Raw genomic sequence first — 21,798 nt, forward strand, 5'->3', positions numbered from 1 at the left:
GAGCCTTAAAAACAAAGAGTTATAGCCAATGCTGGTGTTGATATAAATCAACCAAGAGTCAATGGCATACACCCTAAAGTAGCATTTTTTGTCTTTTACCCAGCCTCTTGACTGGAAAATAATCCAGATTTATTTGCACCTTTCATGGAGAGGGACACTTTTCTGGGAGGTAGGTTTCTGTATATATAAAAGGATAAGTGCGAAAGTGTACCACTTTCACTGGATGGTTTTCTCGCGAAGCGAGGTGAAAATCAAAGGACAAAGAACCATGGTTGTTCAAGAGTAAGGGCTTGGTCAAGGTGTGCCTGGTTTTGTTCTATTGGCTTCCATTTTCCTTTAAATTTCTAGAGAAGTGAAATGTACAAATCGAAACCAATAGGTTATAAAAATTACCTAATGGTGTGATTTTTACAGCTCAATATAAATCTATGTCGATTTTACTATATGAAATGGTTGAACTTTATTTTGTTAAGGTAGTTGGCATGATGCTTGATGTCTAGGGATGACAGTAAATTGGATCATAGGAAGAAACATGGCGTTATTGAGATATGCAAACTTAGGGATTCACCGGCCAGACATTCTGCTTGGTAAAGCGGTGAGTGGTCTAGGAGAGTTTTATAAGTACCTAGATACCACTCGAAAATACCTAGAAAGTACTAATGCTGTTAAAGCTATAGCTTGGGAAGAGCTGGATGATGCTCAAAATGGAGTATGGATACAATTAGTTGAGCCTGCTGATAACTGCGGTGATTTTGAAAAAAACTTAAAGCTCTTTTTAGATGAGAGTACTGATACTGTATACGAAGCCAGCCCTGCAAGATGGAAAGCTGTAGGTAGTGCGGCTAGGGAATGCCCAAACTGTAGAAGTCACGGTAAGCCTAAAATGGCTTATACGACTGAGGAGCACGCGGAAGAAATTGCGAGTGAATTAGGTAGTGGGTTGTCGTCGTATGAGTGCCCGGACGGCTATGGTTGGCATTTGACTGGGAAATCGCCAGGCAATGTGGGATTTAATAAATCCAACGCAATTTCAGTCCTGGACAGAAATGTAGAAAATGACTGCTTACTAGTGGATCGCTTGCCTAAACACGACTATTTGGTTATTCGTCCAAATACATACCAGATAAAGTGTCAGATTAATGCATTGCAAAGTTTACAAGACACTCCTTCTATTCATCATCTCCCTCTATTAAGGCTGTTTGAAGGTAAAGAACATGCTAAATGGCCCAGCGTTCTTTATGACGAACACATATTTAGCGATGAGTATTACGTTCTTACGGATGATACAAGAGAGGGAACATCTCAGCAGCGTGAATTTGTAAATATTGCACTCAATACGCCAGATTTTGCTTTCCTAGAGGGACCACCAGGATCGGGCAAAACAACAGCAATTTGCGAACTGATCCTTCAACTTATAAAGCGAGGTAAACGGATCTTACTTTGTGCATCAACTCATGTTGCTGTTGATAATGTTCTTGAGCGACTGATGTCTGATGAAAACATGTATCGGGATATGGTTCTACCAGTGCGGATCGGAGATAAATCCAGTGTCTCTCAAAAGGCAAAACCATGGCAATTGGAAGAGTTTGTTAAAACTGAGCGAACGAGATTGCTGAAACATCTTCAGTATCAACCAAATATCTCAGACAGCCAGAAGCTACTCAAAAACAAATTGGACGAAGGAAAATATATTGTTGAACGTCTAGTTCTTGAGGCTGCAAATCTAGTTTGTGGGACAACAATTGGTCTACTTCAGCATCCTGACATCAAAAATAAGCAATCAACATCACCGCTTTTCGATGTGATGATTATTGATGAAGCTTCAAAAACGACTTTTCAAGAGTTTTTGGTGCCAGCTGTGCTTGCCAAGCGTTGGGTCATGGTGGGTGATCCAAAACAGCTTTCACCTTATGTCGATGACGAAGCTACAGAAGTAAACTTGCAACCATGCTTACCGGATAGGTATCAAAGAGAAGCGTGCGCTGATGTTTTCTCTGCTCAACAAAGCAATAGTCAGAAGCGAGAAGTATCCTTAGTTTGCACTGGCGATAGTAAGTCTATTGATTTTTATCATCGGCAAGCAGAGGCCAAAAATGTATTGGTTGCATCATCGAAAGAGCAGCAAATAGATCTCCCTTACGCATCTATCGTTATTGGTTCGCAAGCGTTCATTGCTCAGAATGTAAATCATCTGCCATTAGATTTGACGATGATAAGGGGACTGCCGACTTTACCTAAACAGTTAGAAATGCGAGTGGCAGCCAATTCGAGATTAACTCGCAAGAAAATCAAAACCGAAACCGATAGCTGGGAATCTCATTTAGCTTGGCGATTGGCGCGTATGTACGAACAGCGCCTAAATTCGGAATCTACCGGAAGTTCTAAAACTGCGAACAAGTTAAAGGAGGATATCAAAGCGCTACTACCATTTGACTCAGAAAAAGATACGTTCACAGCAATAGACAGGGTGCGTAGGATCGCATTACCTTCCATCCTTGAATCTCTGCAAGTTGGATTTGAGCGTACAGAGTATCAAAAGAAAGGGACTGCATTGTCTGATGGGCTTCCTATCAGTGTTTTGAATCAACGACAAATACGGCTTACTTACCAGCATCGGATGCATCCAGATATCGCCGAGTTTTCCCGAGTACATATATACCATGAAAAAGCCTTGCATAGCCCAGATGGACAGGCTGAAAAGCGCAACTGGGGTTACAGAAACGGCTCACATCGTTGTATATGGCACGACGTTAAAGGTCGAAAAGGCAAAGAAGGTGAAATTACCGCTGAAGTAGACGAAATATTAAAAGAATTAAGTCGCTTTGATTCTTGGGCAAAATCAAACCCAAATATCGAGAAAAACCAACAAAAGTCTTGGGAAGTCGCTGTTTTGACTTTCTATCGGGCGCAAGAGCGAGCTATACGTCGAGCTTTACGAAAGTGGACGGGAAATCATCACGGAGTAAGGCACTTCTATCGAGGTGAAAAATCATCGCCGTATATTGATATTCAGGTATGTACCGTAGATCGTTTTCAGGGACATGAAGCAGACTCTGTCTTGCTTAGCTTTGCAAATGATCGTCCAACGAATTTTCTCGAGAGCCCAAATCGCATGAACGTGGCAATTACCAGAGCCAAGCATCAGCTCATTGTGTACGGAAACCGCTCTGCAATGCAAAAGGCATCGGGTGTGTTAGGTACTTTTGCGAGTAATTCTTACTGGTCTACAACAATCGAGACTGAATCACAGAGGGCGCTATGAGCCAGGACATCATACTAAAACGAGAAATAAAAACAGAAACGTGGCTCATTCAGGGTGAAATAGCACTGGCAGATAGTCGCCCAGAAATTAACTGCGTGCTGCAATTCCTCCACGATTATCCGAATGCGAATTCTACCGACTGCTCTGAACACTTATTTGGAGACAAATTTGGGCGTAGTGTCGTCGCTGAAAGGTTACTTAATCTTTGTCGATTATATGGACTAGCAGAATCAATTCGAGGCAAATATACATTGACTGAAGCTGGGGAAACGGCATTAAACAGAGACCATGTTTTAGTTCCGACAGATGGATGCTGGAAGTTATGTATTTGTGATGAGCCTTTATTGCCTCATCCACTTTTGACAATTGAGGCGCATAAGGAACCAAGTGCAGCGTCAATCGGCCTTGGGAAGAACCGTCATAGCTTAAAAGCGCGAGCTGATAAAATGTTGAAGATACCTCAATCCGTTAAGGAACTCGTTGGTTTGCAAGAACAACCAATAGGTGGGGGAGCGGAAGTGCGCGTGGACAAAATTGAACTTAAAGGTGAGCGCATCTCACCTCAAGGAAAACCGTATCACATCGAGTGGAATGTGACTGATGGCAATATCGATGTAAAGCGTGGAAAGGATCTTATATTTTCACGTCGGGTTGAATCAATCAGCCGCCATCAAGTTTTGAAAGTACTTCTACATAGTGAGGGCTTGCTTGAACAATGGGATGAACAAACGGAAATCTTGTCTGTAGCTTTTGAAAAGACAACTGAATCTGAGCGAATCAATATGAAACGCTCGGTAAGCGTAAAAAGCCCCTCTGTTCCCAAGTTGGGCTCGTTCGATGCTATGAAGTTACCCAATCTATCGATATCAGCATTTACTGAGTCGGATGCTATAAAGTGGGCAGAATGGAGATTAGATAAAAATATCAATACGTACGCCACCAATAACAAGTACCAAGTTTGGAGAGAAAAAGCACTCGAACCTTTTAAAGGTTGGGATTTCACACTACCTGATAGGGCTGAACTGGCAAATCAGTTTTGGATTGAAGAAGACCAGCAAGATCAGCATACCTGGCATGTGATTGCTGCCCATGACTGGAACCTATAAGGAATAATAGTGATGAATCTAATTGAAAAGTTTACTAAAACAGAAACCAAGATTGTTGATCAATCAAATACCAAGTTGCCCCCTGTGCTTTTACCTGTTGTACCAAAACAGGTATCTGATTGGCAGCCTATTAACAGCTCTTTGTTCTGCAATGAACTGCAATCAAGGGTTGTCGAATTAATCGATAATGCTGAGCACTCGGTTATTCTTAGTACGTTTTTGCTTGCTGATGAGAATGTCGAATCGGCGGTCCTAAAAGCTGCTAAGCGAAAAGTTCGTGTGTACATACTATTGGCATGTGAGACTCGTCTTGATGGTGATGTGCCTGATGATGACTTTGGTAAAAAGTGTCTTGTGCAGCATAAGGAAATGTTAAACAAATTGTCTGGACATGTTCACTTTGCATCTGCGCCACATTTCCATGCAAAAGCTGTTGTCATAGACGCATTACATGAAACCGGTAATGCGAAAGGGTTACTATTAACGGCAAACCTTACAGAAGAAGCACTTAAACGTAATGAAGAGTTAGGGGTCTCGCTTTCACAGTATCAAATAGATGAGCTCGTGAAAGTGTTCCGTTGGGCAATCTTCGAGAGTGCGGAGCACCACATGACAAACCGTGGTGAATTCTCAGCATACAAGTCGCCGGGAAACGTCGAGTACCCAAGAAAATTGACTGAAATACTAGTCACGTCTAGTGAGGACGCTCAAATTAGGGAACACGCATTAGCGTTGATTAATAAAGCGGATAAAGAACTCATCATATCAAGTTTTGGATGGCATGAGGATCATAAGCTTGTAAAGGCAATATGTGAACGTGCGAAGTCGGGGGTAAAAGTCACCGTTCTATCCCGCCAAAGACCCGCAGCCATGCCAGCGCTATTGGCTATGAAACAGGCGGGTGCATCAGTGATGTGTTTTAAATGGCTGCATGCGAAAGCGATTGTAGTAGATGGAATGCATGGCATGGTGATGTCAGCCAATTTTCAAACGCATGGCATGGATCAAGGCTTTGAGTTAGGTGTGAAAGTCACTGGTACTCAGGTAACAGAACTGATGAACTGCTTAGATGTGTTTTTAACTAATAGCCACAATGTATTAAACACAGATATGAGTCTAGGGATGATTTCTGGTGGTTTTGAAGCTTGGGAAAATAATGTATTCAAGAAGTATTCAGTTAGCGAAGTAAAGGTTGTTGAGTTATCGCCTATAAAAGCAGGTTGTTTGTCTGATATGGATAAACAACCCCAAATACCCAATGCAAACTGGCGGGAAAATACCTCTCACAAGATTGAGTATAAATGGCGTATAGAGCCGCCTGTTATCACTAACACCAGTCCAGAGTATTTTAGACCTTCAACAGCGAAGGATAAAGCTTCTAAAAAGCAGGATACAGGGGCGTCTAGAAAAAGTTATGAGCCAAAGGTTATTCGTCTGACAAAAAAACAGTTAGCTATTACAGTTCGCCAAGAGCCCGAACTTGCCATGGCAAAAAGGCTGAAGCAAAGTGAGTTGCCAAATGCCCGAATCGTATTGGAGGTGTAACTGTGGATATAAATAACACTCTGCTTTGTTGGCACTCCCAAAGAGCTGGGATTGAGGTATTAGATGAAGCGTTAAAGCGGCTTAAGAACCGTAAAGTTTCTATTGGCAAAGTAATAGTACTAACTCAGTCAGCAGATGATAATGCTCTATATAAGCAGCATGAATTTGGCGATATACAGCTCAGCTTTCGAACTTTAGGTCTTGAGAACCCAGCTAATCACAACGAAATTTATCACGCAATAGAATCTGAGGTTATTCCAGAGCTAAATCTTGAACAACATCTTCATATCAATGTTTCGCCGGGAACACCGGCGATGCATGCGGTTTGGTTGATTCTTCATGCTCGGGGGCGTTTTCCACAGGGAACAGTTCTCTGGTCATCACAATATAACCCCGATACCAAAAGAACTAGCATTGCTAAAGTTGACTTCAGCGTAAACACATATCTTGCAGAGATCTCAGCTATTTCAAGTTCAGAGGGCGGTTACGCCCTTTATGATTTAGACCCTAAATCAAAAGCAAGGCAGGATGCATTGCAAACGTTAAAGCAGTTCTCTTCGGTTCCTAAAGCTCCTTTACTTGTATTAGGTGAGCGTGGCACTGGGAAAACGAGGTTGATTGAAACCGTTGTCAGCAAAGTGAAGCAAAAGTCCGTGGTTACCCTAGCGTGTGGTGGATTAGATTCTCACGTAGTAGATAGTATGTTGTTTGGCCACGTAAAAGGTGCATTCACTGGGGCTGAAAAGGATCGCAAGGGGCTTTTGAAAGAAGCAAATGGCAAAATATTGTTCTTGGACGAGATCCAAGACTTACCAAATTCAGTTCAACGAAAGCTGGTTAGAGTGCTTCAAGATAACCACCACAGTTTTCGCCCCGTTGGAAGCGACACTGAGGAAACATCTGACTTTGAGCTAGTTTGTGCGAGTAACAAATCGCTTAAGCAATTGGCTACTGTGCTCGATGCTGATTTTTTTGATCGTGTATCTATGCTTACTGTAGCCATTCCTCCACTTCGAGTATGCAGAGAAGATCTTTCAGCTGATTGGCAAAGAATCTGGCAGGAAGTCAATACTAACCCTAATCTACCTACGGCTGCTCCAGTTTCAGATGAATTAATCCGGTTTTTTAACTCTTCACATTTGCCAGGTAACTTGCGTGACCTAAAAAAGCTGGCATATATGACGTGTGCGTTTTTAAGTGCCCAAGATACAGAGTCGGCAATCTCAAGTTCATTGGCTTCGCTAGTCGAACAGGTTATCCAAGATGATAGTTCAGAAACAAGATTCACCTTTGGTGACCTATCAGGTACAACTAAGGATGAGCTAACCAAAGCGTTTCATAAGGAATTTGCAGTCGCAGCCAAAAAGCAGTTTGGGACATGGATTAAAGCTGCTGAATCATTAAAGGTGGATCAAAAAACGCTACAAAAATATATGAGAGGCAATTAAATACATTGTTTACTTGTCGATGTATTGCAGGTACTGGGTGGGTGCTAAAAGGGAGGAAATACATCCAATCTTTCCCAATATTGCAACTGGCTGAAGTGTCGTTCTAAATTTGGCCTGGCTTTCGCCAGCAGGTTAGCCACTTTTATGATGTGAGAGGGGGGGGGCTGAGCATGTGATTACGGCGTTGGTTGTTGTTTTACATTCACGTGTACAGTAAGTTTGAGCGTCGTACTGATCCCTTTTGTGATGATGCATATAACTGGGCTGCTTTCTCGCGAAGCGAGGACAACATCAAAAAATGAAGTCAAAGTAAAAAATCAGGTGTTTTTCTTATCACATCATCTAATCATTTTGATTGCTCCATGCTTGCTTTTAGAGTACATTTGCCGTCAGATATTCTCAACAGAAGTTTCTGATGAAAAAACTCGACCAATTACCTCATGCTCAAAGAGAACGCTTGGCGTTTATCGATTTTAGTTTGAGCTACTTTGGTGAGATTGCTAGAGCCGATCTCATCGCTAAATTCCAAACAGGTTTAGCTGCTGCAACTCGTGACTTCGCCACTTATAAAGAGTTTGCTCCTTGCAACCTAGAGCTAATTCATCAATCAAAGTCTTATCATCGTACAGACCAATTTGTGCCTCTGTTTGACCATGACCCAGATACCGTATTAGTGAGTCTTGCTAGAGGTTTTGGTGATGGATTGGCGAGTCAACTGGAAAACAGCCAAGTTTGTATTCAGCCTCAACAGTTGAACAAACCTTCGACTGATATCCTGTCGGCAGTTATGCGTGCCATACACCAAAAAATGGCTCTCAAGATTAAGTACGTTTCCCTTAGTTCTGGTAACTCAACCAGAACAATTGTGCCTCATAGCCTTGCGAATAACGGCAGTCGTTGGCATGTTCGTGCTTATGATCGTTCGACAAGTTCTTTTCGTGATTTTGTTCTTACTCGCATAAAATCCGCGAGCCTTGCTCCGAATGAAATCGATAGTGTCAAAGAATCGATTTCAGCAGACAAGCAGTGGAACCGCATTGTTGATTTAACCTTTGTTCCTCATCCAACGGCAAAACACCCTGAAGCGATAGAACTTGATTACGGTATGGTTCATGGCAAGCTTCAAGTTGAATGCCGTGCTGCGCTGGCAGGATATTTACTAAACCAATGGAATGTGGATTGCTCAAGTACTTATCAATTAAACCCACAGCAATACCATTTAGCACTAGAAGAAAATGCAGTTATTTATGGTGTTGAGACCGCCAGTTTAGCCCCTGGTTATGAAGGTAATAACAATGAATAATCAAGCTTACCTGAAAGCTCTGGGTTTTAAGTTCGGTAATAGTGGTGCCCATACATCTCGCAGTATGATGATCGAAGAGCTAAAGATCTTATTATTTGGACGTCCTGAAAACGCTACCTTAGAAGACTACAGAGAAGATATTGAAGTATTCAATGTCCTTCAAAAACCAAGTGAAAATGCACGTAAGTACAGTTTCCAACCTCTGGCTTCAATGTATGGTTTGTCACCTGATATCTTCCTCTTTAAAGTCTTTCGAGAGTGGTGGGAGCAGCATGAAGGATCTCAATCGATTCTAGCGTTGCAACTTGCTGTAGCCAGAGACCCATTGTTGCGTAGTTCTGCTGAAGTGATTTTAAACCTAGAACCTGGTCAACATTTGTCTAGAGAGACAATGGAGACCTTTCTATCCAAAGATGACCCTGAGCGTTTCAGTGCGGCATCCCTAAAATCTTTCGCACAAAACATTAATGGAACCTGGACTCAAGCAGGATACCTATCAGGTAGAGCAAAGAAGTATCGAGAAATCCCAGAAGTGAGCTATGTGAATGTCGCATACGCTCTATTTCTAGCCCACTGCCATGGGCTAAGCGGGCAACGTTTATTCGATAGTTTTTGGTGTCGTATGTTGGCTCAAGATAAAGAACGATTGTTTGAACTAGCACATAGAGCATCGCTAAGAGGAATGATTAACTTCAAGCAGGCAAGTGAAGTCGTTGAAGTAACTTTCCCTGGCCTAGTCATGCCTGAATTAAACGAATCTGAGGACAAATGATGTCAGATCGATTATCCAAGCTACTAACAAGCTTTGAAAAACACATTAGTATTCCATGGCCAGTGGCGGTTTCTGCTGATGAGCGAACCATCTTTCTGGTCTACCACAAAGAAGATGAGCTAAAACTTCGTGCGCGTGTCGAAGAGTTTGAACAAGCATGTGTTAAGCATAGCCACCCTTGGCAACTTCTAGATTTGACTCATAGTTTCGAAAACTGGATGTCGGATCAAGATTACAAAGAAACCTACTTTGAAGATCCTGAGTATCTTAAAGGATTGTACGATGACTTCGCCGATGAACTAGTCGAAGAACTGACCAATAAAGTCGAGTCAAATCAAACAGAAGATGGAGTCATTGCTCTTCTTGGCTGCGGCACTCTATTTGGATTCGCATCTGTGTCGGGGGTCGTCGAATCTTTAGCTGAAAAGGTGACAGGGCGTTTAGTCGTCTTCTTCCCTGGTGAAGTACAAAACAACAACTATCAATTATTAGATGCGAAAGACGGTTGGGGATATCACGCAACCGCCATTTCAGCAACGTCATAAGGGCTTTATTCAATGTTAAACCGCGAAATTTTTGTAAACGATCCTGTTAGCAGTCGCTTGGCTAACAACGGGGTTGCTCAAGTAAAGGATGACCTGTCTAAAGGTGCGCTAGATACGCTTGAATATGAGTTGCGTACATTCGTTTGTGATGGTGCATATGCCAAAGGCATGGACAGCATTCTGAGCAACTATTTGTCAGCGTTTAAGACAAACAATGAACAGCCAGGGGTATGGATCAGTGGCTTCTTCGGTTCAGGTAAATCTCACCTTGCTAAAATGTTGCGCACTCTCTGGACAAACCAAACGCTAAACAACGGCTCTGATGCTCGCTCAACCGCAGACCTACCAGAGCACATTGCGAAGCACTTTGATGAGCTATCATCTATTGCGGCGGGTAACGGTGGCCTTTATGCAGCTTCAGGTACGTTAGGTGCAGGTGCTGGCGATAAAGTTCGCATGGCGTTTCTTGGTATCATTTTTAAGTCTGCTGGTTTACCAGAGCAATATCACCTTGCTCGTTTTGTCATGTGGCTAAAAGCGGAAGGTGTCTTTGAACAAGTTAAGTCATTTGTTGAAGCTAAGGCAAAAGTGAAAGAGGGTGTAGACCCTTGGACGAAAGAGCTTAAAAACCTGCACGTATCTCCAATATTGCATGATGCGGTTCTACAAGCCATTCCAGGCATCGGCGCAGATATGAAAGAAGTACGCGAGATGTTACGCGCCCAATACAAAATTATTGATGATGTGACCAACGATGAGATGGTCTCTGCGATTTTTGATGCCATTTCTAATGATGGCGAATTACCATTAACTCTAGTTGTACTGGATGAGGTGCAACAGTACATCGGTGACAACGTTCAAAAAGCGTTTGATGTACAAGAAGTGGTAGAAACTTGTAGTGGCGCTAGTGCACTTAAGTCAAAGCTATTGTTCGTTGCAACAGGTCAAAGTGCCTTGTCTGGTATGGCAAACCTGCAACGTCTAATGGGGCGTTTCCAAGTTCCAGTGCAGTTGGAAGACACAGATGTAGATGCAGTAATCCGCAAAGTTATCCTACAAAAAAAATCGTCAGCAGAAAATGCAGTTAAAACGGTTGTCGATGATAATTTAGGTGAGATTTCGCGTCACTTACGTGGCAGCACCATTGAGCACAATAAAGATGATGAGAAGTGGATGGTGCCAGACTATCCACTACTACCTGTTCGCCGCCGTTTCTGGGAACGAATTTTACCAGCGCTAGACAGAACGGGTACAGGTTCGCAACTCCGTAACCAACTCCGTGTTGTGCATGAAGCATTAAAGACAACAGCGGATAAAGAGTTGGGTTATGTCGTACCTGCTGACTTTCTTTATGACCAGATCTCCACAAACTTACTGCAAACAGGTGTGATCTCTAAGGAGATTTACGAAACCATCAGCCGTAAGCGTGGTGGTGATGAAGATTCGCAACTGCAAGGTCGTTTATTATCTCTGATCTTACTGATTAGCAAGCTACCAGCAGAGATGGAGTACGGTATTTATGCAACAGTTGATACACTATCTGACTTGCTATTAGAAGATCTACAAAACGACAAACACAAGCTTCGTCCGCTTGTGCCTAAAATGCTGCAACAGCTTGAAGATGAACACCTAATTATGTCCCGCGAGACAGCGCAGGGGCGCGAGTTCAGCTTACAGACGGTAGAAAGCCAAGCTTGGTATGACGAGTTCCGTCGCCAAGAAAACGATCTTATGGGTAACCCTCAGACATTAGAGGCGTACCGTTCGAAAGAAATCCAACGTTATATTACTAAGCAAGTAGCTCAAGCTCGAATTACTCAGGGTGAAGTAGCAGAGCCACGAGTGATCAACGTGTCATTTGATTCAGAGTTGCCAAATGAAGCAACAAAACGGATTTATGCCTGGGCACCAGAACAAACCGAGAAGCAATTTAACGACCTTTCTCGTGGCGCAGATCCAGATGGTGCAACCATCTTTGTTTATGTACCAACTATCCACCGTAGTGAGTTGAAGAATGCCATTGTTGCACTTAAAGCGGCAGAAAACACGTTAGAGGTTCGTGGTCGAGCAACAACAGAAGCGGGTAAAGACGCCTTACAGGCAATGGAAACTCGTTTGAGTGAAGCTGAGCGTGCCAAGAAAGGCTATTTGAACGATATCTTTTCACAGATGCAAGTGCGTTTAGCTGGTGGTCAAGAAGTTGAAGGCGAGACACTTGCAGAACAAATTCAAAATGCAGGTGCTTTAGCGTGTCAGCGCCTTTACAACAAATTCAAAATGGCAGATAGCCGTGGCTGGGCAAAAGTGTACAGTCAAGCTAGCCAACTTGCCGATCCAAATGCGCTTGAAGCGGTAGGCTTCAACGGAGAAGCAAATCAACAACCAGTGTGTGCTGAGATTTACCGTTTCATTGGCGCAATGAAAACAGGTAAAGACATTCGAGACAACTTCAATGATGCGCCATACGGTTGGGGTAAAGATGTCGTAGATGGTGCGTTGTATGCAATGTTAGCGGCAGGCGTGCTACGAGCGTCTGATGTGCAAGAGCGTGCGATTGATGCCAAAAGTCTAGATCGTAGCTCAGTGACACAAACTAAGTTCCGACCAGAAAACGTAACGCTATCCAAAGTTCAGCTTATTAAAGTCCGTGGTGTGGTTTCTACCTTGCTTGAAGAAGCCTGCAACACAGGTGAAGAGGCAACTAAGCTACCTTTTGCGATTATTAATGCCAAAAATGTGGCTCGCAGTGCGGGTGGTGACGCGCCACTCCCTATGGCTCCAAGTACAGCTTTACTATCAGATCTTGAAATGTACTCAGGTAATGACCAACTGCAAAAAGCATTTGATAGCAAAGACCAATTGATTAGTGAGTTCCAGCAGTGGAAAGAGCAAGCGCATAAAGCTGAACTTCGTATGAAGCTATGGAAGAAGCTAACGCAAGCGATGGAGTACTGTTATCCACTTGCTATATACAAAGAGCTGCAACAGGAACAACAGGCAATCGTAACTAACCGAAGCTTGTTATCTGAACCTTGCCCAGTCAAACCATTGCTAGACAAAGCGACCAATGAACTTCGCATCGCGCTAACTGCACATCGTGAGCGCTATGAAGAAGAGCATCGCGCTTGTATGTCTGACTTATTAGCAGATGAAAACTGGCAAAAGCTTGATGAAGCAAAACGTAATGAGTTTTTGAAGAAGCGCAGCTTAGACGTTATTCCAGCAATTAATATTGCTGACGAGGACTCGGTATTCAACTCGCTAGATGAAACCAGCTTTGATAGATGGAATGACAAAGTCGCCTTGCTTCCTGGCATCTTCGATGCGGTACTGAAAGATGCGATCAGTGAACTTCAACCTAAAACGAAGTACTACAAGCTCAATAAACCATTGCTAGAAACGGAAGATGACTTGCAGAAGTGGCTAGCTGAAATAGAGCGAGAGCTACGTTCAGAATTAGAAAACGGGCCAGTTGTACCACAGTAATATCACTTTGTTTTTAGAAGCTAACTTCTAAAAGGATATCGCCTAGGAGGTATTATCCTAGGCGAATTGGAGTTTGTGGTTGACGAACACTATCTCAATAGTCCAAACGCTCTTATTTAGGTAGGGCAGACTAATAGAATTAAGAAGAACGATATGAGACAAGCATTAGATAAAACACTGCGTAAGAAGCTAGAAGATACGGTAGTTAAAGCTCGCGATATTGTAGAACAAGCCGTATTTGAAGCGCTACAACGTTTGGGTGTGGCAGAAGCTCAAGCTCCAAGTTATTTAAGTGAAGAAGAACGTGCGCTACGTAATAAGTTGCGTGCCCACGCTCGTCAGCTCGGTGACAAATTAAAAGATGGCAAGCAAGAAACTGAGCGACTAATCAACGAAATGGCCTATGAGCACTGGCATCGTATGCTGTTTGCTCGTTACCTAGAGCAAAACAATCTATTGATGTACGACGAGTACACGCCTGTCACACTGGATGAATGTTTTGAGTTGGCAGAAGAAGAGCCAGATTGTAAAGACGGTTGGGAGTTGGCAGGTCGCTTAGCTCAAAAAATGCTGCCACAAATTTTCCGTGTTGATTCGCCTGTTTTCGATATAAAGCTGTCGATGAACCGCGTGGAAGAGTTAGAAAGTCTGATTGCTCAGCTAGACTCTCAAACCTACCAAGCGCAAGACAGCTTAGGTTGGTGTTACCAGTTCTGGCAAACCAAGAAGAAAGATCAAGTTAACAAGTCAGGTGTGAAAATTGGTGCGCAAGAACTAAGCCCTGTAACGCAGTTGTTTACTGAACCTTACATGGTGAGCTTCTTACTTGATAATGCACTTGGTGCTTGGTGGGCAAACAAACGCCTTTCTCAAGATGATTTAATCCGCGCAAACAACGAACAAGAGCTTCGTGAGTTAGCGGCTATTCCTGGGGTTCCTCTAGAGTACCTCCGCTTCTCTAAAGAGGAAGACGCCGAACAGTGGAAGCCTGCGGCAGGTGGGTTTGAGAAATGGCCTGAACACCTGTCAGAGTTAAAAACTCTCGACCCTTGCTGTGGTTCTGGTCACTTCTTAGTGGCTGTTTTCTTAATGCTTGTTCCTATGCGTATGCAACTTGAAGGTTTGTCTGAGAAGCAAGCTATTGACGCCGTACTGCGCGATAACATTCATGGTCTTGAACTTGACCAACGCTGTGTAGAACTAGCTGCATTTGCACTGGCTTTAGAAGCTTGGCGCTATCCAAATGCTGGCGGTTACCGTGTATTACCTGAGCTTCAGTTAGCATGTTCAGGTATGTCTATTACTGAAGCACAGAAAGAGTGGAAAGATTTAGCAAAAGGCGATGAAGCGCTGACAGATGCTATTGCATGGATGCAGCATACCTTTAAAGATGCCCCAACTTTGGGAAGCTTAGTTGACCCAACTAGAGCTTTACAGAACTCTAAAGTACAGCCTTGGGCACTATTGCAGCAGGCAATGGTTAATAGATCAGAAGCAAGTGAGCAAGCAGTGGCGCTAGCTCAAGGATTGGCAAAAGCCGCAGGATTGTTGGAGCAAAAATATTCATGGGTGGTTACAAACGTTCCGTATCTCGCCCGTGGTAAGCAAGAAGATAAGTTAAAGGACTATAGTGATTGCTACTATCCAGAGGCTAAAAATGATCTTGCGACAATATTTTTCGAACGCAGCTTGGAGCAGTGTCTTGACGGAGGGACAGCTAGTATTGTTCTCCCACAAAACTGGTTATTCCTCAGTAGTTATAAGAAGTTTCGAGAAAAGTTACTAACACGTGAAACCTGGAATATAATTGCTCGCTTAGGGCCTGGAGCTTTTGAAACTATTAGTGGCGAAGTTGTTAAGGCTGTTTTAATTGGAGTTAGTCGTAGTCAAAAAAGTTTAGAAAACCTAATTTGTAGCGTGGATGTATCTATGGAAAATAGTCCGACGGAGAAGGCACAGGGCTTGGTTGACGAACAGGCACTATGTTTGTCGCAAAAGGAACAGTTAAATAACCCTGACTCACGTATTATTTTGGAATCCATGAATGACAGCCCTTTATTGGAACTTAACGCTGATTATGGAAAAGGAAGTACAACGGGTGATGCTCCAAGATTTTTACTTAATTATTGGGAGTTACATAGAATTGAAAATCACCATGTGCCATGGTTAAACTCTCCTTCTTCAAATGATATTTGGTCTGGTAGAAGTAAAGTTTGCACAGAGAAAATAGAGTCAAAAGCGCTATCTTCACAACTTGGTTGTTGGTTGAGAGGCCAATCCGTGTGGGGGAGACACGGTGTGGCAGTGAACAAAATGAGCTTACAACCTTTCATGTATCAAGGAGAAGTCTTTGACGATAATATTTGTCCTATTGCCCCAAGTTCTTCCGAAATATATACGTCATTATGGTGTTATGTGAACTCCGATGATTACAAGTCTAATGTTCGTAAAATTGACCAAAAAATGAATGTGACAGCTGCGACTCTTACAAAAGTTCCATTTGAGTTACAAAAATGGAAAAAGGTTGCTGAAGAAGAGTACCCTAATGGACTACCACAACCATATATAAACGACCCAACGCAATGGATTTTCCATGGTCACCCAAGTGCATCAGTATTGTGGTGTGATGAATCGAAAATCACTGTGATGGGTACGCCGCGCCAAGATGATTCGGTTCTTCAAGTTGCTTTAGCTAGGTTACTTGGTCATCGATGGCCCGCCGAATCTGACTCTGAAATGGAACTAGCTCCAGAAATGCGTGAAGTGATGAAGAAAAACGCAGATTTTGCGGGTTTGATTGATGATGACGGTATTGTTTGTATTCCTGCGGTACGTGGTGAGAAAACCGCAGCTAAGCGTTTAGAAGCAATTTTACACAAGGCTTACGGTGACGAGTGGACAAGCTCAGTCGAGCAAAACCTTATTAAAGCCGTAAAAGCGAAAGATCTAGAAAGCTGGTTGCGTGACAAGTTCTTTGACCAACACTCTAAACTGTTCCAACACCGCCCATTCATTTGGCAAGTTTGGGATGGTTTGAAGGATGGCTTCTCAGCACTGGTTAACTACCATAAGCTCGATTACAAAGGGCTTGAGCGCCTTATCTACACCTATCTGGATGACTGGATCAGTACCCAGAAACGTGATTTAGCTGATGGCAAAGATGGTGCAGACATTCGCTTAACCGCGGCTGAAAACCTCAAAAAACAACTGGAAGCTATCCTAGCAGGTGAAAAGGGCTTGGATATATTCGTGCGTTGGAAACCGTTAGAAGAGCAGCCAATTGGTTGGAACCCAGATCTGAATGATGGGGTTCGTTTGAACATTCGTCCATTTATGCTATCGAAAGACGTGGGTAAAAAAGGCGCAGGTGTACTTCGTGGTAAGCCAAACATCCACTGGAAAAAAGACCGAGGTACAGATGTAGCGTCCGCTCCATGGTTTGATCTTGGCCCAGTCTACGGTGAGAAAGAGGGGAGTCGTATTAACGATCACCACTTGACGCTCGCTGAAAAGAAAGCGGCTAGGGAACAAGTGAATGATTAAGTCGGTAGAAAACTACGCGGTTTCTGCCCTGTTTAGCGTAGATGAGAAAGTCATCTACGCTATCCCTAGGTATCAGCGTGAATACACTTGGGGTAAATGGCAGTGGGATACATTATTTGAGGATTTGCTCGACAATGATCCAAGCTACTTTTTAGGTTCTATTATCTGTATCAATCAAAGTACTGACGCACTAGCTGTACAATCATTGGAGCTGGTTGATGGTCAACAGAGAATGACTACTCTGTCATTGCTTAAAGCAGCCATATACTCATGCTTCAAGAACCTTGACGTAGAACTTGAATTTGAACAACAACTCGAACTTCATAACTTGAAGCACAAGTTGATTTTGAAAAGCAATGCAGATCAGACTCGTATTGTGCCGCAGGTTCAAAATAGCAATCAGCAGGATTATTTCTGGGTATTAAATCAAGCGGGCGTACTCAAAGAAGCCGACTACCCTTCAAATGCGGGTAATCGGAGAATTGTTCGAGCTTTCCGACATTTCAGCTCTCGAATTGAGGAATATCTCCAAGAATCAAGCGATAGAGTGTCAGCGCTAACATCACTAATAGAAAAAGTGAATACTGCAACCTTAGTCAAGATTGAGGTGGCAAGTCATTCTGATGCGTACACATTGTTTGAATCATTGAACAATAGAGGTGTACCACTTACCGCGATTGATCTTATTAAAAACAAGCTACTTGCTAAGCTTGAAAGTGATGATGAAGGCCAAATTGACAAGCATTTCAATAATTGGACGAAGGTATTAGGTTACCTCGGTGATGATTATGGCGTTCAGGAGCGCTTTTTTAGGCAATACTACAATGCGTTTAAGCCTAAGTTGAAAGACATAGTTAGTGTTCCTGTTGCGACTAAGTCGAACCTAATGCAAGTCTATGAGAAGCTTATCTCACATGATGCAGAGACATTTCTTACTAAGATGATTAAGCATTCTGAGTTGTATGCGCAGATCATTTGCCATAACCAGGTTCCAGAGCAACCAAGGCTTTCTTATTTGCTTGAAGATTTAGAACGTGTTCAAGGGGTGCCTTCTTATCTGCTTTTGATGCTGCTTTTTGCTAAGCAAGAAAAGCTAGGGCTGTCATTTGATCATTTAGAAAACATCACCAAGTTATTGATTGCTTTCTTTGTTAGACGTAATACAACCGACAGACCTGCCACTCGCGATCTTACTCGAATCTTTATGGACTTGACTGGGGTAATACCAACTCTTCAAGGGGATGAAATTGTTGATGCGGTGGCGATGAGCTTAAGCCGAGTTAGTGCTGATGACGAAACATTCAAACGTGATTTGTCAGGCAATTTATACGCAGATAATAAGTCGGTGTGTCGTTATGTATTGTGTGCCCTAGAGCAGAGTCGGATGACACGAGAGACGGAGCGTAACTTGTGGGCTGTAAAAGGTAAGCAGTTTGTCTGGACTATTGAGCATATCTTCCCGCAAGGAGAAAATATTCCTCAGTGCTGGGTTGATATGATCGCACAAAGTGATGAGGCTTTGGCGAAGCAGTATTTGGAAACACACGCTCATAAACTCGGTAATCTGACTATTTCTGGGTACAACAGTACGCTTGGAAACAAAAGCTTTATTGAAAAGCGAGATAGACAGGAGAAGAAAGGCAGCCCTGTGGGATACAATAATGGTTTGTACCTCAATGCTGAGCTTGCTAGAGCTGATTCATGGTCAGTCGAGCAAATCGACAGTCGAACGCAAGATCTTGTGCAACAGATTTTGCAGATGTACCCGTTACCAATTTCTAACAAAGAAAGGCTTTAATGTTAGTCGTTAATTATTTAATCGAGCAGTTGCGAAACTCTGCAACTTTTAATAAATCAGTTCAAGTAGCACCCGCTGCCATTTTGTGGACAGACATTGACTGCCAATGGCAATCCGCAATGCCATACATAAAACAACAGTTGCCTGAACTTATTGAACTCGGTGAATACAAGCCAGAAGAACGTACAGGCCCTGCGATTTGGGTTAAGTGTGCGATTGCCGTAAAACTAGAAGAGTGCGAACTACCTGAAGATAAAACGCCAATTATTTATCTTCCTGGTGTTGGGCGAAAAGATTTGCGAGCTATTGAGCAATGCCCTGAGTATTTACAACCATTGGCTGAGCTGCAATACCGTGGTTGCTGGTGGGCGTATAACACGGCAGGACGTGACTGGTCTGTTGGTTCATTTCTAACTAATCCTAAAGTCGGTTTAGAATTCGATCTTGCAAAAGACACTAAAACTCAAGAGGCGATACTGAAGGTTTTACCCGATCTATTAGAAACCCCAGCAACGAAGTTGATGGGTAAAAAGTTAGAAGCGGAAGATTTCTACTCAATCGTTCTCGATGATCCTATCAAAGATATTTTGGGATGGTTAAACAACCCAACCGAAAAAGCTGAGCAATGGCAAGGCAGTAAGTGGGATATTTTCAACCAGTCCTGCATTTCAAGATACGGTTTTGAACCGAGCGAAGCGAATATGGCACTTGCTTTGGAGCTGCTCTGTGATGCTCAAGGTGAGTGGCAAGGCGTATGGGAACGATTTGAAGAGACTGCAAGTAATCTTCCTGTACTGGTCGACCGCCTAAAAACAGTAGTACCATCGGGGCTTGCTTTTGACGCTCAAAATTACTTATCCGAAAACTTGCGTGATGAATCTGTTATTGAAGATGCATTTAAGCAAATTGCGGGCAGTAATCGTGAGAACCTGAAGCAGACGTTCACTGCACTGTGGAATGGCCAACAATCGCGCCAAGATTGGATATGGTCTCAGCTAGGCTTTTCTCCTTGGTTAGACATTTTAGAGCAAGTTACGATTGTGCTTGAGCATACAGAGATCCCATTTACATCAGGTTCTCCAGAGGGCATGGCTGAGTTGTATATCAGTCGTTTCTGGCAGGCTGATGCAGCAGTGCTGAGTGCGATGGCAAAAGCGAAAGATATTCACCATCAGCAGTTGGTTGCTGATGTGCTGGCTGTTATATACACACCGTGGTTGGAAAGGGTAGCGCTTAACTTCCAAGATCAAGTCCGATTGAATGGTTACCCTGGAGATAAACAGTTAAAAGAAACATCAGCAAACTACTCTGTTGGTAGCCAAGTGATTTTCTTTGTTGATGGGCTACGTTTCGATACCGCTCAGCAACTGGAGAACAAACTTTCAGCCATTGGTGTAAATACCGATCTCACTTCTCAATGGTCTGCGCTCCCGTCATTGACAGCAACAGCCAAAGCCGCAGTAACACCGCTGGCTGATTTGCTAACGGGTTTAGAGGACAACGATGACTTCATTCCTGCACTAGCGAGTACACAAGCGTCTTTTAGTAGTCACTACCTCAAGAAGCTACTTGCCGAGCGAGGCTGGCAATACTTAGATGGACTGGAAACAGGTGAACCGAATGGTTATGCCTGGGTGCAAACAGGAGACCTAGATAACTTAGGTCACAAGCAACAGTTAAAGATGCCACAGTACATTGAGCAGGTATTGGATGATGTGGTCGCACGAATCCGAGGTCTATTGGACGCAGGGTGGAAGCACATCAAAATCGTCACAGACCACGGCTGGCTATGGGTGCCAGATGGCTTACCAAAAGGTGAAATTCACAAGTCATTGGGAACAAACCGCCAACGTCGCTGTGCGATATTGAAGAGTAATGTTCAATATGATGGCTTAGTCGTACCTTGGTTCTGGAACCCGAGTGTTTCTATCGCTATGGCACCTGGTATCTCAGGCTATGTGTCGGGCGATCACTATAATCATGGTGGACTGTCATTACAGGAGTGTTTGACGCCTGTATTAAACGTTAGGAACGCTCAGTAATGTCATCTCGAGAAGAACAGATCACAGAAAAAGCGATTAAAGAAGCTAAGAAGCTCAAAAAGAAGCTTGCAAAAGAAATGGTCGATCACTTACCTCAGGAGGAGTCTGCCGTGTCGGTTTTCATGGCGGGTTCTCCAGGTGCAGGTAAGACCGAAACGGCTCGCAACATGATTAAGACCTTCAAGAAGGAATCTGGCGTAGATCTTGTTCATATAGAAAATGATGAGTTACGCAAGGAGTTTGAGGATTACGATGGAATAAATTCTCCCTTATTTCAAAGGCCTGCTACTCTTTTAGTAGAAGCGATTCATGATAGAGCATTAAAAAGGGATGTTAGTTTTATATTAGACTCTACGCTATCTAGCCTCGAAAAAGCTAAAGATAACATTCAGCGTTCTCTAAAACGTAATCGCTATGTTCTTATTATCTTTGTTTACCAAGAGCCAGAGCAGGCTTGGTGTTTAGTTAAAGCAAGAGAAATTGTCGAGGGTAGAAGGGTTCCTGAAGAAGTGTTTGTGAATCAGTTTATGGAATCACAAAGAGTGGTCAGTGAGTTGAAAAAGCTTTTCCAAGATCAAATTGATATCATTTTTATTGAGAAAAATATTGACGGCAGGAACGAAAGACCTCATTTTAACGTAAGCGATATTGACGCACTTCTGCGTAAAAAGTACAATCGCGAATCTTTAGAAGCCATCGTTGGCTTAAATAAGTAATGGAGGATAGGATGTTTACTACAAAGCGTGAAAAGGTAAAATCAACCCCTTTCTCTGAGTTTGTGCGTAACGCTTCTTCTGGTGAAAAACGTAAGTTTTTTGATAAGGTGGTGAAAGAAACCATCGAAGAGCAGAAGACAATGATAGCGAAAGCTAAGCAGCACGACTGTCACTGTTAAGCAATACTGCAACTAGTGTATTTAAAACAAAGCCGCGAATATCGCGGCTTTGT

At 43.0% G+C, this 21,798-nt stretch carries 13 protein-coding genes; all 13 read left to right on the forward strand.

The window, feature by feature from the left end:
* Positions 1-532: 532 nt before the first annotated feature.
* Positions 533-3,262 carry a DEAD/DEAH box helicase family protein gene (locus tag L2W36_RS13750; protein WP_236110288.1) on the forward strand — a complete coding sequence of 910 codons (2,730 nt, stop codon included), beginning with the start codon at positions 533-535 and terminating at the stop codon, positions 3,260-3,262.
* Positions 3,259-4,368: a hypothetical protein gene (locus L2W36_RS13755; protein WP_236110289.1), complete on the forward strand. Its 1,110-nt coding sequence runs from the start codon at positions 3,259-3,261 to the stop codon at positions 4,366-4,368. The genes L2W36_RS13750 and L2W36_RS13755 overlap by 4 nt, the downstream gene beginning before the upstream one ends.
* Before the next feature lie 12 nt (positions 4,369-4,380).
* The gene (locus L2W36_RS13760; protein WP_236110290.1) at positions 4,381-5,913 is read left to right on the forward strand and encodes a phospholipase D-like domain-containing protein; all 1,533 of its coding nucleotides are present in this window, start codon (positions 4,381-4,383) and stop codon (positions 5,911-5,913) included.
* A gap of 2 nt (positions 5,914-5,915) precedes the next feature.
* Positions 5,916-7,361 carry a sigma-54-dependent transcriptional regulator gene (locus tag L2W36_RS13765; RefSeq protein ID WP_236110291.1) on the forward strand — a complete coding sequence of 482 codons (1,446 nt, stop codon included), beginning with the start codon at positions 5,916-5,918 and terminating at the stop codon, positions 7,359-7,361.
* Positions 7,362-7,776: 415 nt separating this feature from the next.
* Positions 7,777-8,664, forward strand: coding sequence for a helix-turn-helix transcriptional regulator (locus tag L2W36_RS13770; protein WP_236110292.1), 888 nt, complete (start codon positions 7,777-7,779; stop codon positions 8,662-8,664).
* A complete protein-coding gene (locus tag L2W36_RS13775) occupies positions 8,657-9,436 on the forward strand; it encodes a hypothetical protein (RefSeq protein WP_236110293.1) in 780 nt (259 codons plus the stop codon). Before L2W36_RS13770 ends, L2W36_RS13775 begins: the two co-directional genes overlap by 8 nt.
* Positions 9,436-9,981 (forward strand): BREX protein BrxB domain-containing protein, encoded by a 546-nt coding sequence (locus tag L2W36_RS13780; protein ID WP_086713495.1) that lies wholly within the window; start codon positions 9,436-9,438, stop codon positions 9,979-9,981. The genes L2W36_RS13775 and L2W36_RS13780 overlap by 1 nt, the downstream gene beginning before the upstream one ends.
* A gap of 12 nt (positions 9,982-9,993) precedes the next feature.
* Complete coding sequence (gene brxC / locus L2W36_RS13785; RefSeq protein ID WP_236110294.1) at positions 9,994-13,467, forward strand: BREX system P-loop protein BrxC; 3,474 nt, start codon at positions 9,994-9,996, stop codon at positions 13,465-13,467.
* A gap of 153 nt (positions 13,468-13,620) precedes the next feature.
* Positions 13,621-17,010, forward strand: a complete 3,390-nt coding sequence (locus L2W36_RS13790; RefSeq protein ID WP_236110295.1) for an Eco57I restriction-modification methylase domain-containing protein — start codon at positions 13,621-13,623, stop codon at positions 17,008-17,010.
* Positions 17,003-18,808 (forward strand): DUF262 domain-containing protein, encoded by a 1,806-nt coding sequence (locus L2W36_RS13795; RefSeq protein ID WP_236110296.1) that lies wholly within the window; start codon positions 17,003-17,005, stop codon positions 18,806-18,808. The genes L2W36_RS13790 and L2W36_RS13795 overlap by 8 nt, the downstream gene beginning before the upstream one ends.
* The gene (gene pglZ, locus L2W36_RS13800; protein WP_236110297.1) at positions 18,808-20,850 is read left to right on the forward strand and encodes a BREX-1 system phosphatase PglZ type B; all 2,043 of its coding nucleotides are present in this window, start codon (positions 18,808-18,810) and stop codon (positions 20,848-20,850) included. The genes L2W36_RS13795 and pglZ overlap by 1 nt, the downstream gene beginning before the upstream one ends.
* Positions 20,850-21,566 carry a zeta toxin family protein gene (locus tag L2W36_RS13805; RefSeq protein WP_236110298.1) on the forward strand — a complete coding sequence of 239 codons (717 nt, stop codon included), beginning with the start codon at positions 20,850-20,852 and terminating at the stop codon, positions 21,564-21,566. Before pglZ ends, L2W36_RS13805 begins: the two co-directional genes overlap by 1 nt.
* 11 nt (positions 21,567-21,577) lie before the next feature.
* Positions 21,578-21,745 (forward strand): hypothetical protein, encoded by a 168-nt coding sequence (locus tag L2W36_RS13810; RefSeq protein WP_005376180.1) that lies wholly within the window; start codon positions 21,578-21,580, stop codon positions 21,743-21,745.
* Positions 21,746-21,798 lie beyond the last annotated feature (53 nt).

It is taken from the genome of Vibrio sp. McD22-P3 (assembly GCF_021568915.1).
Lineage (GTDB): Bacteria > Pseudomonadota > Gammaproteobacteria > Enterobacterales > Vibrionaceae > Vibrio > Vibrio mediterranei.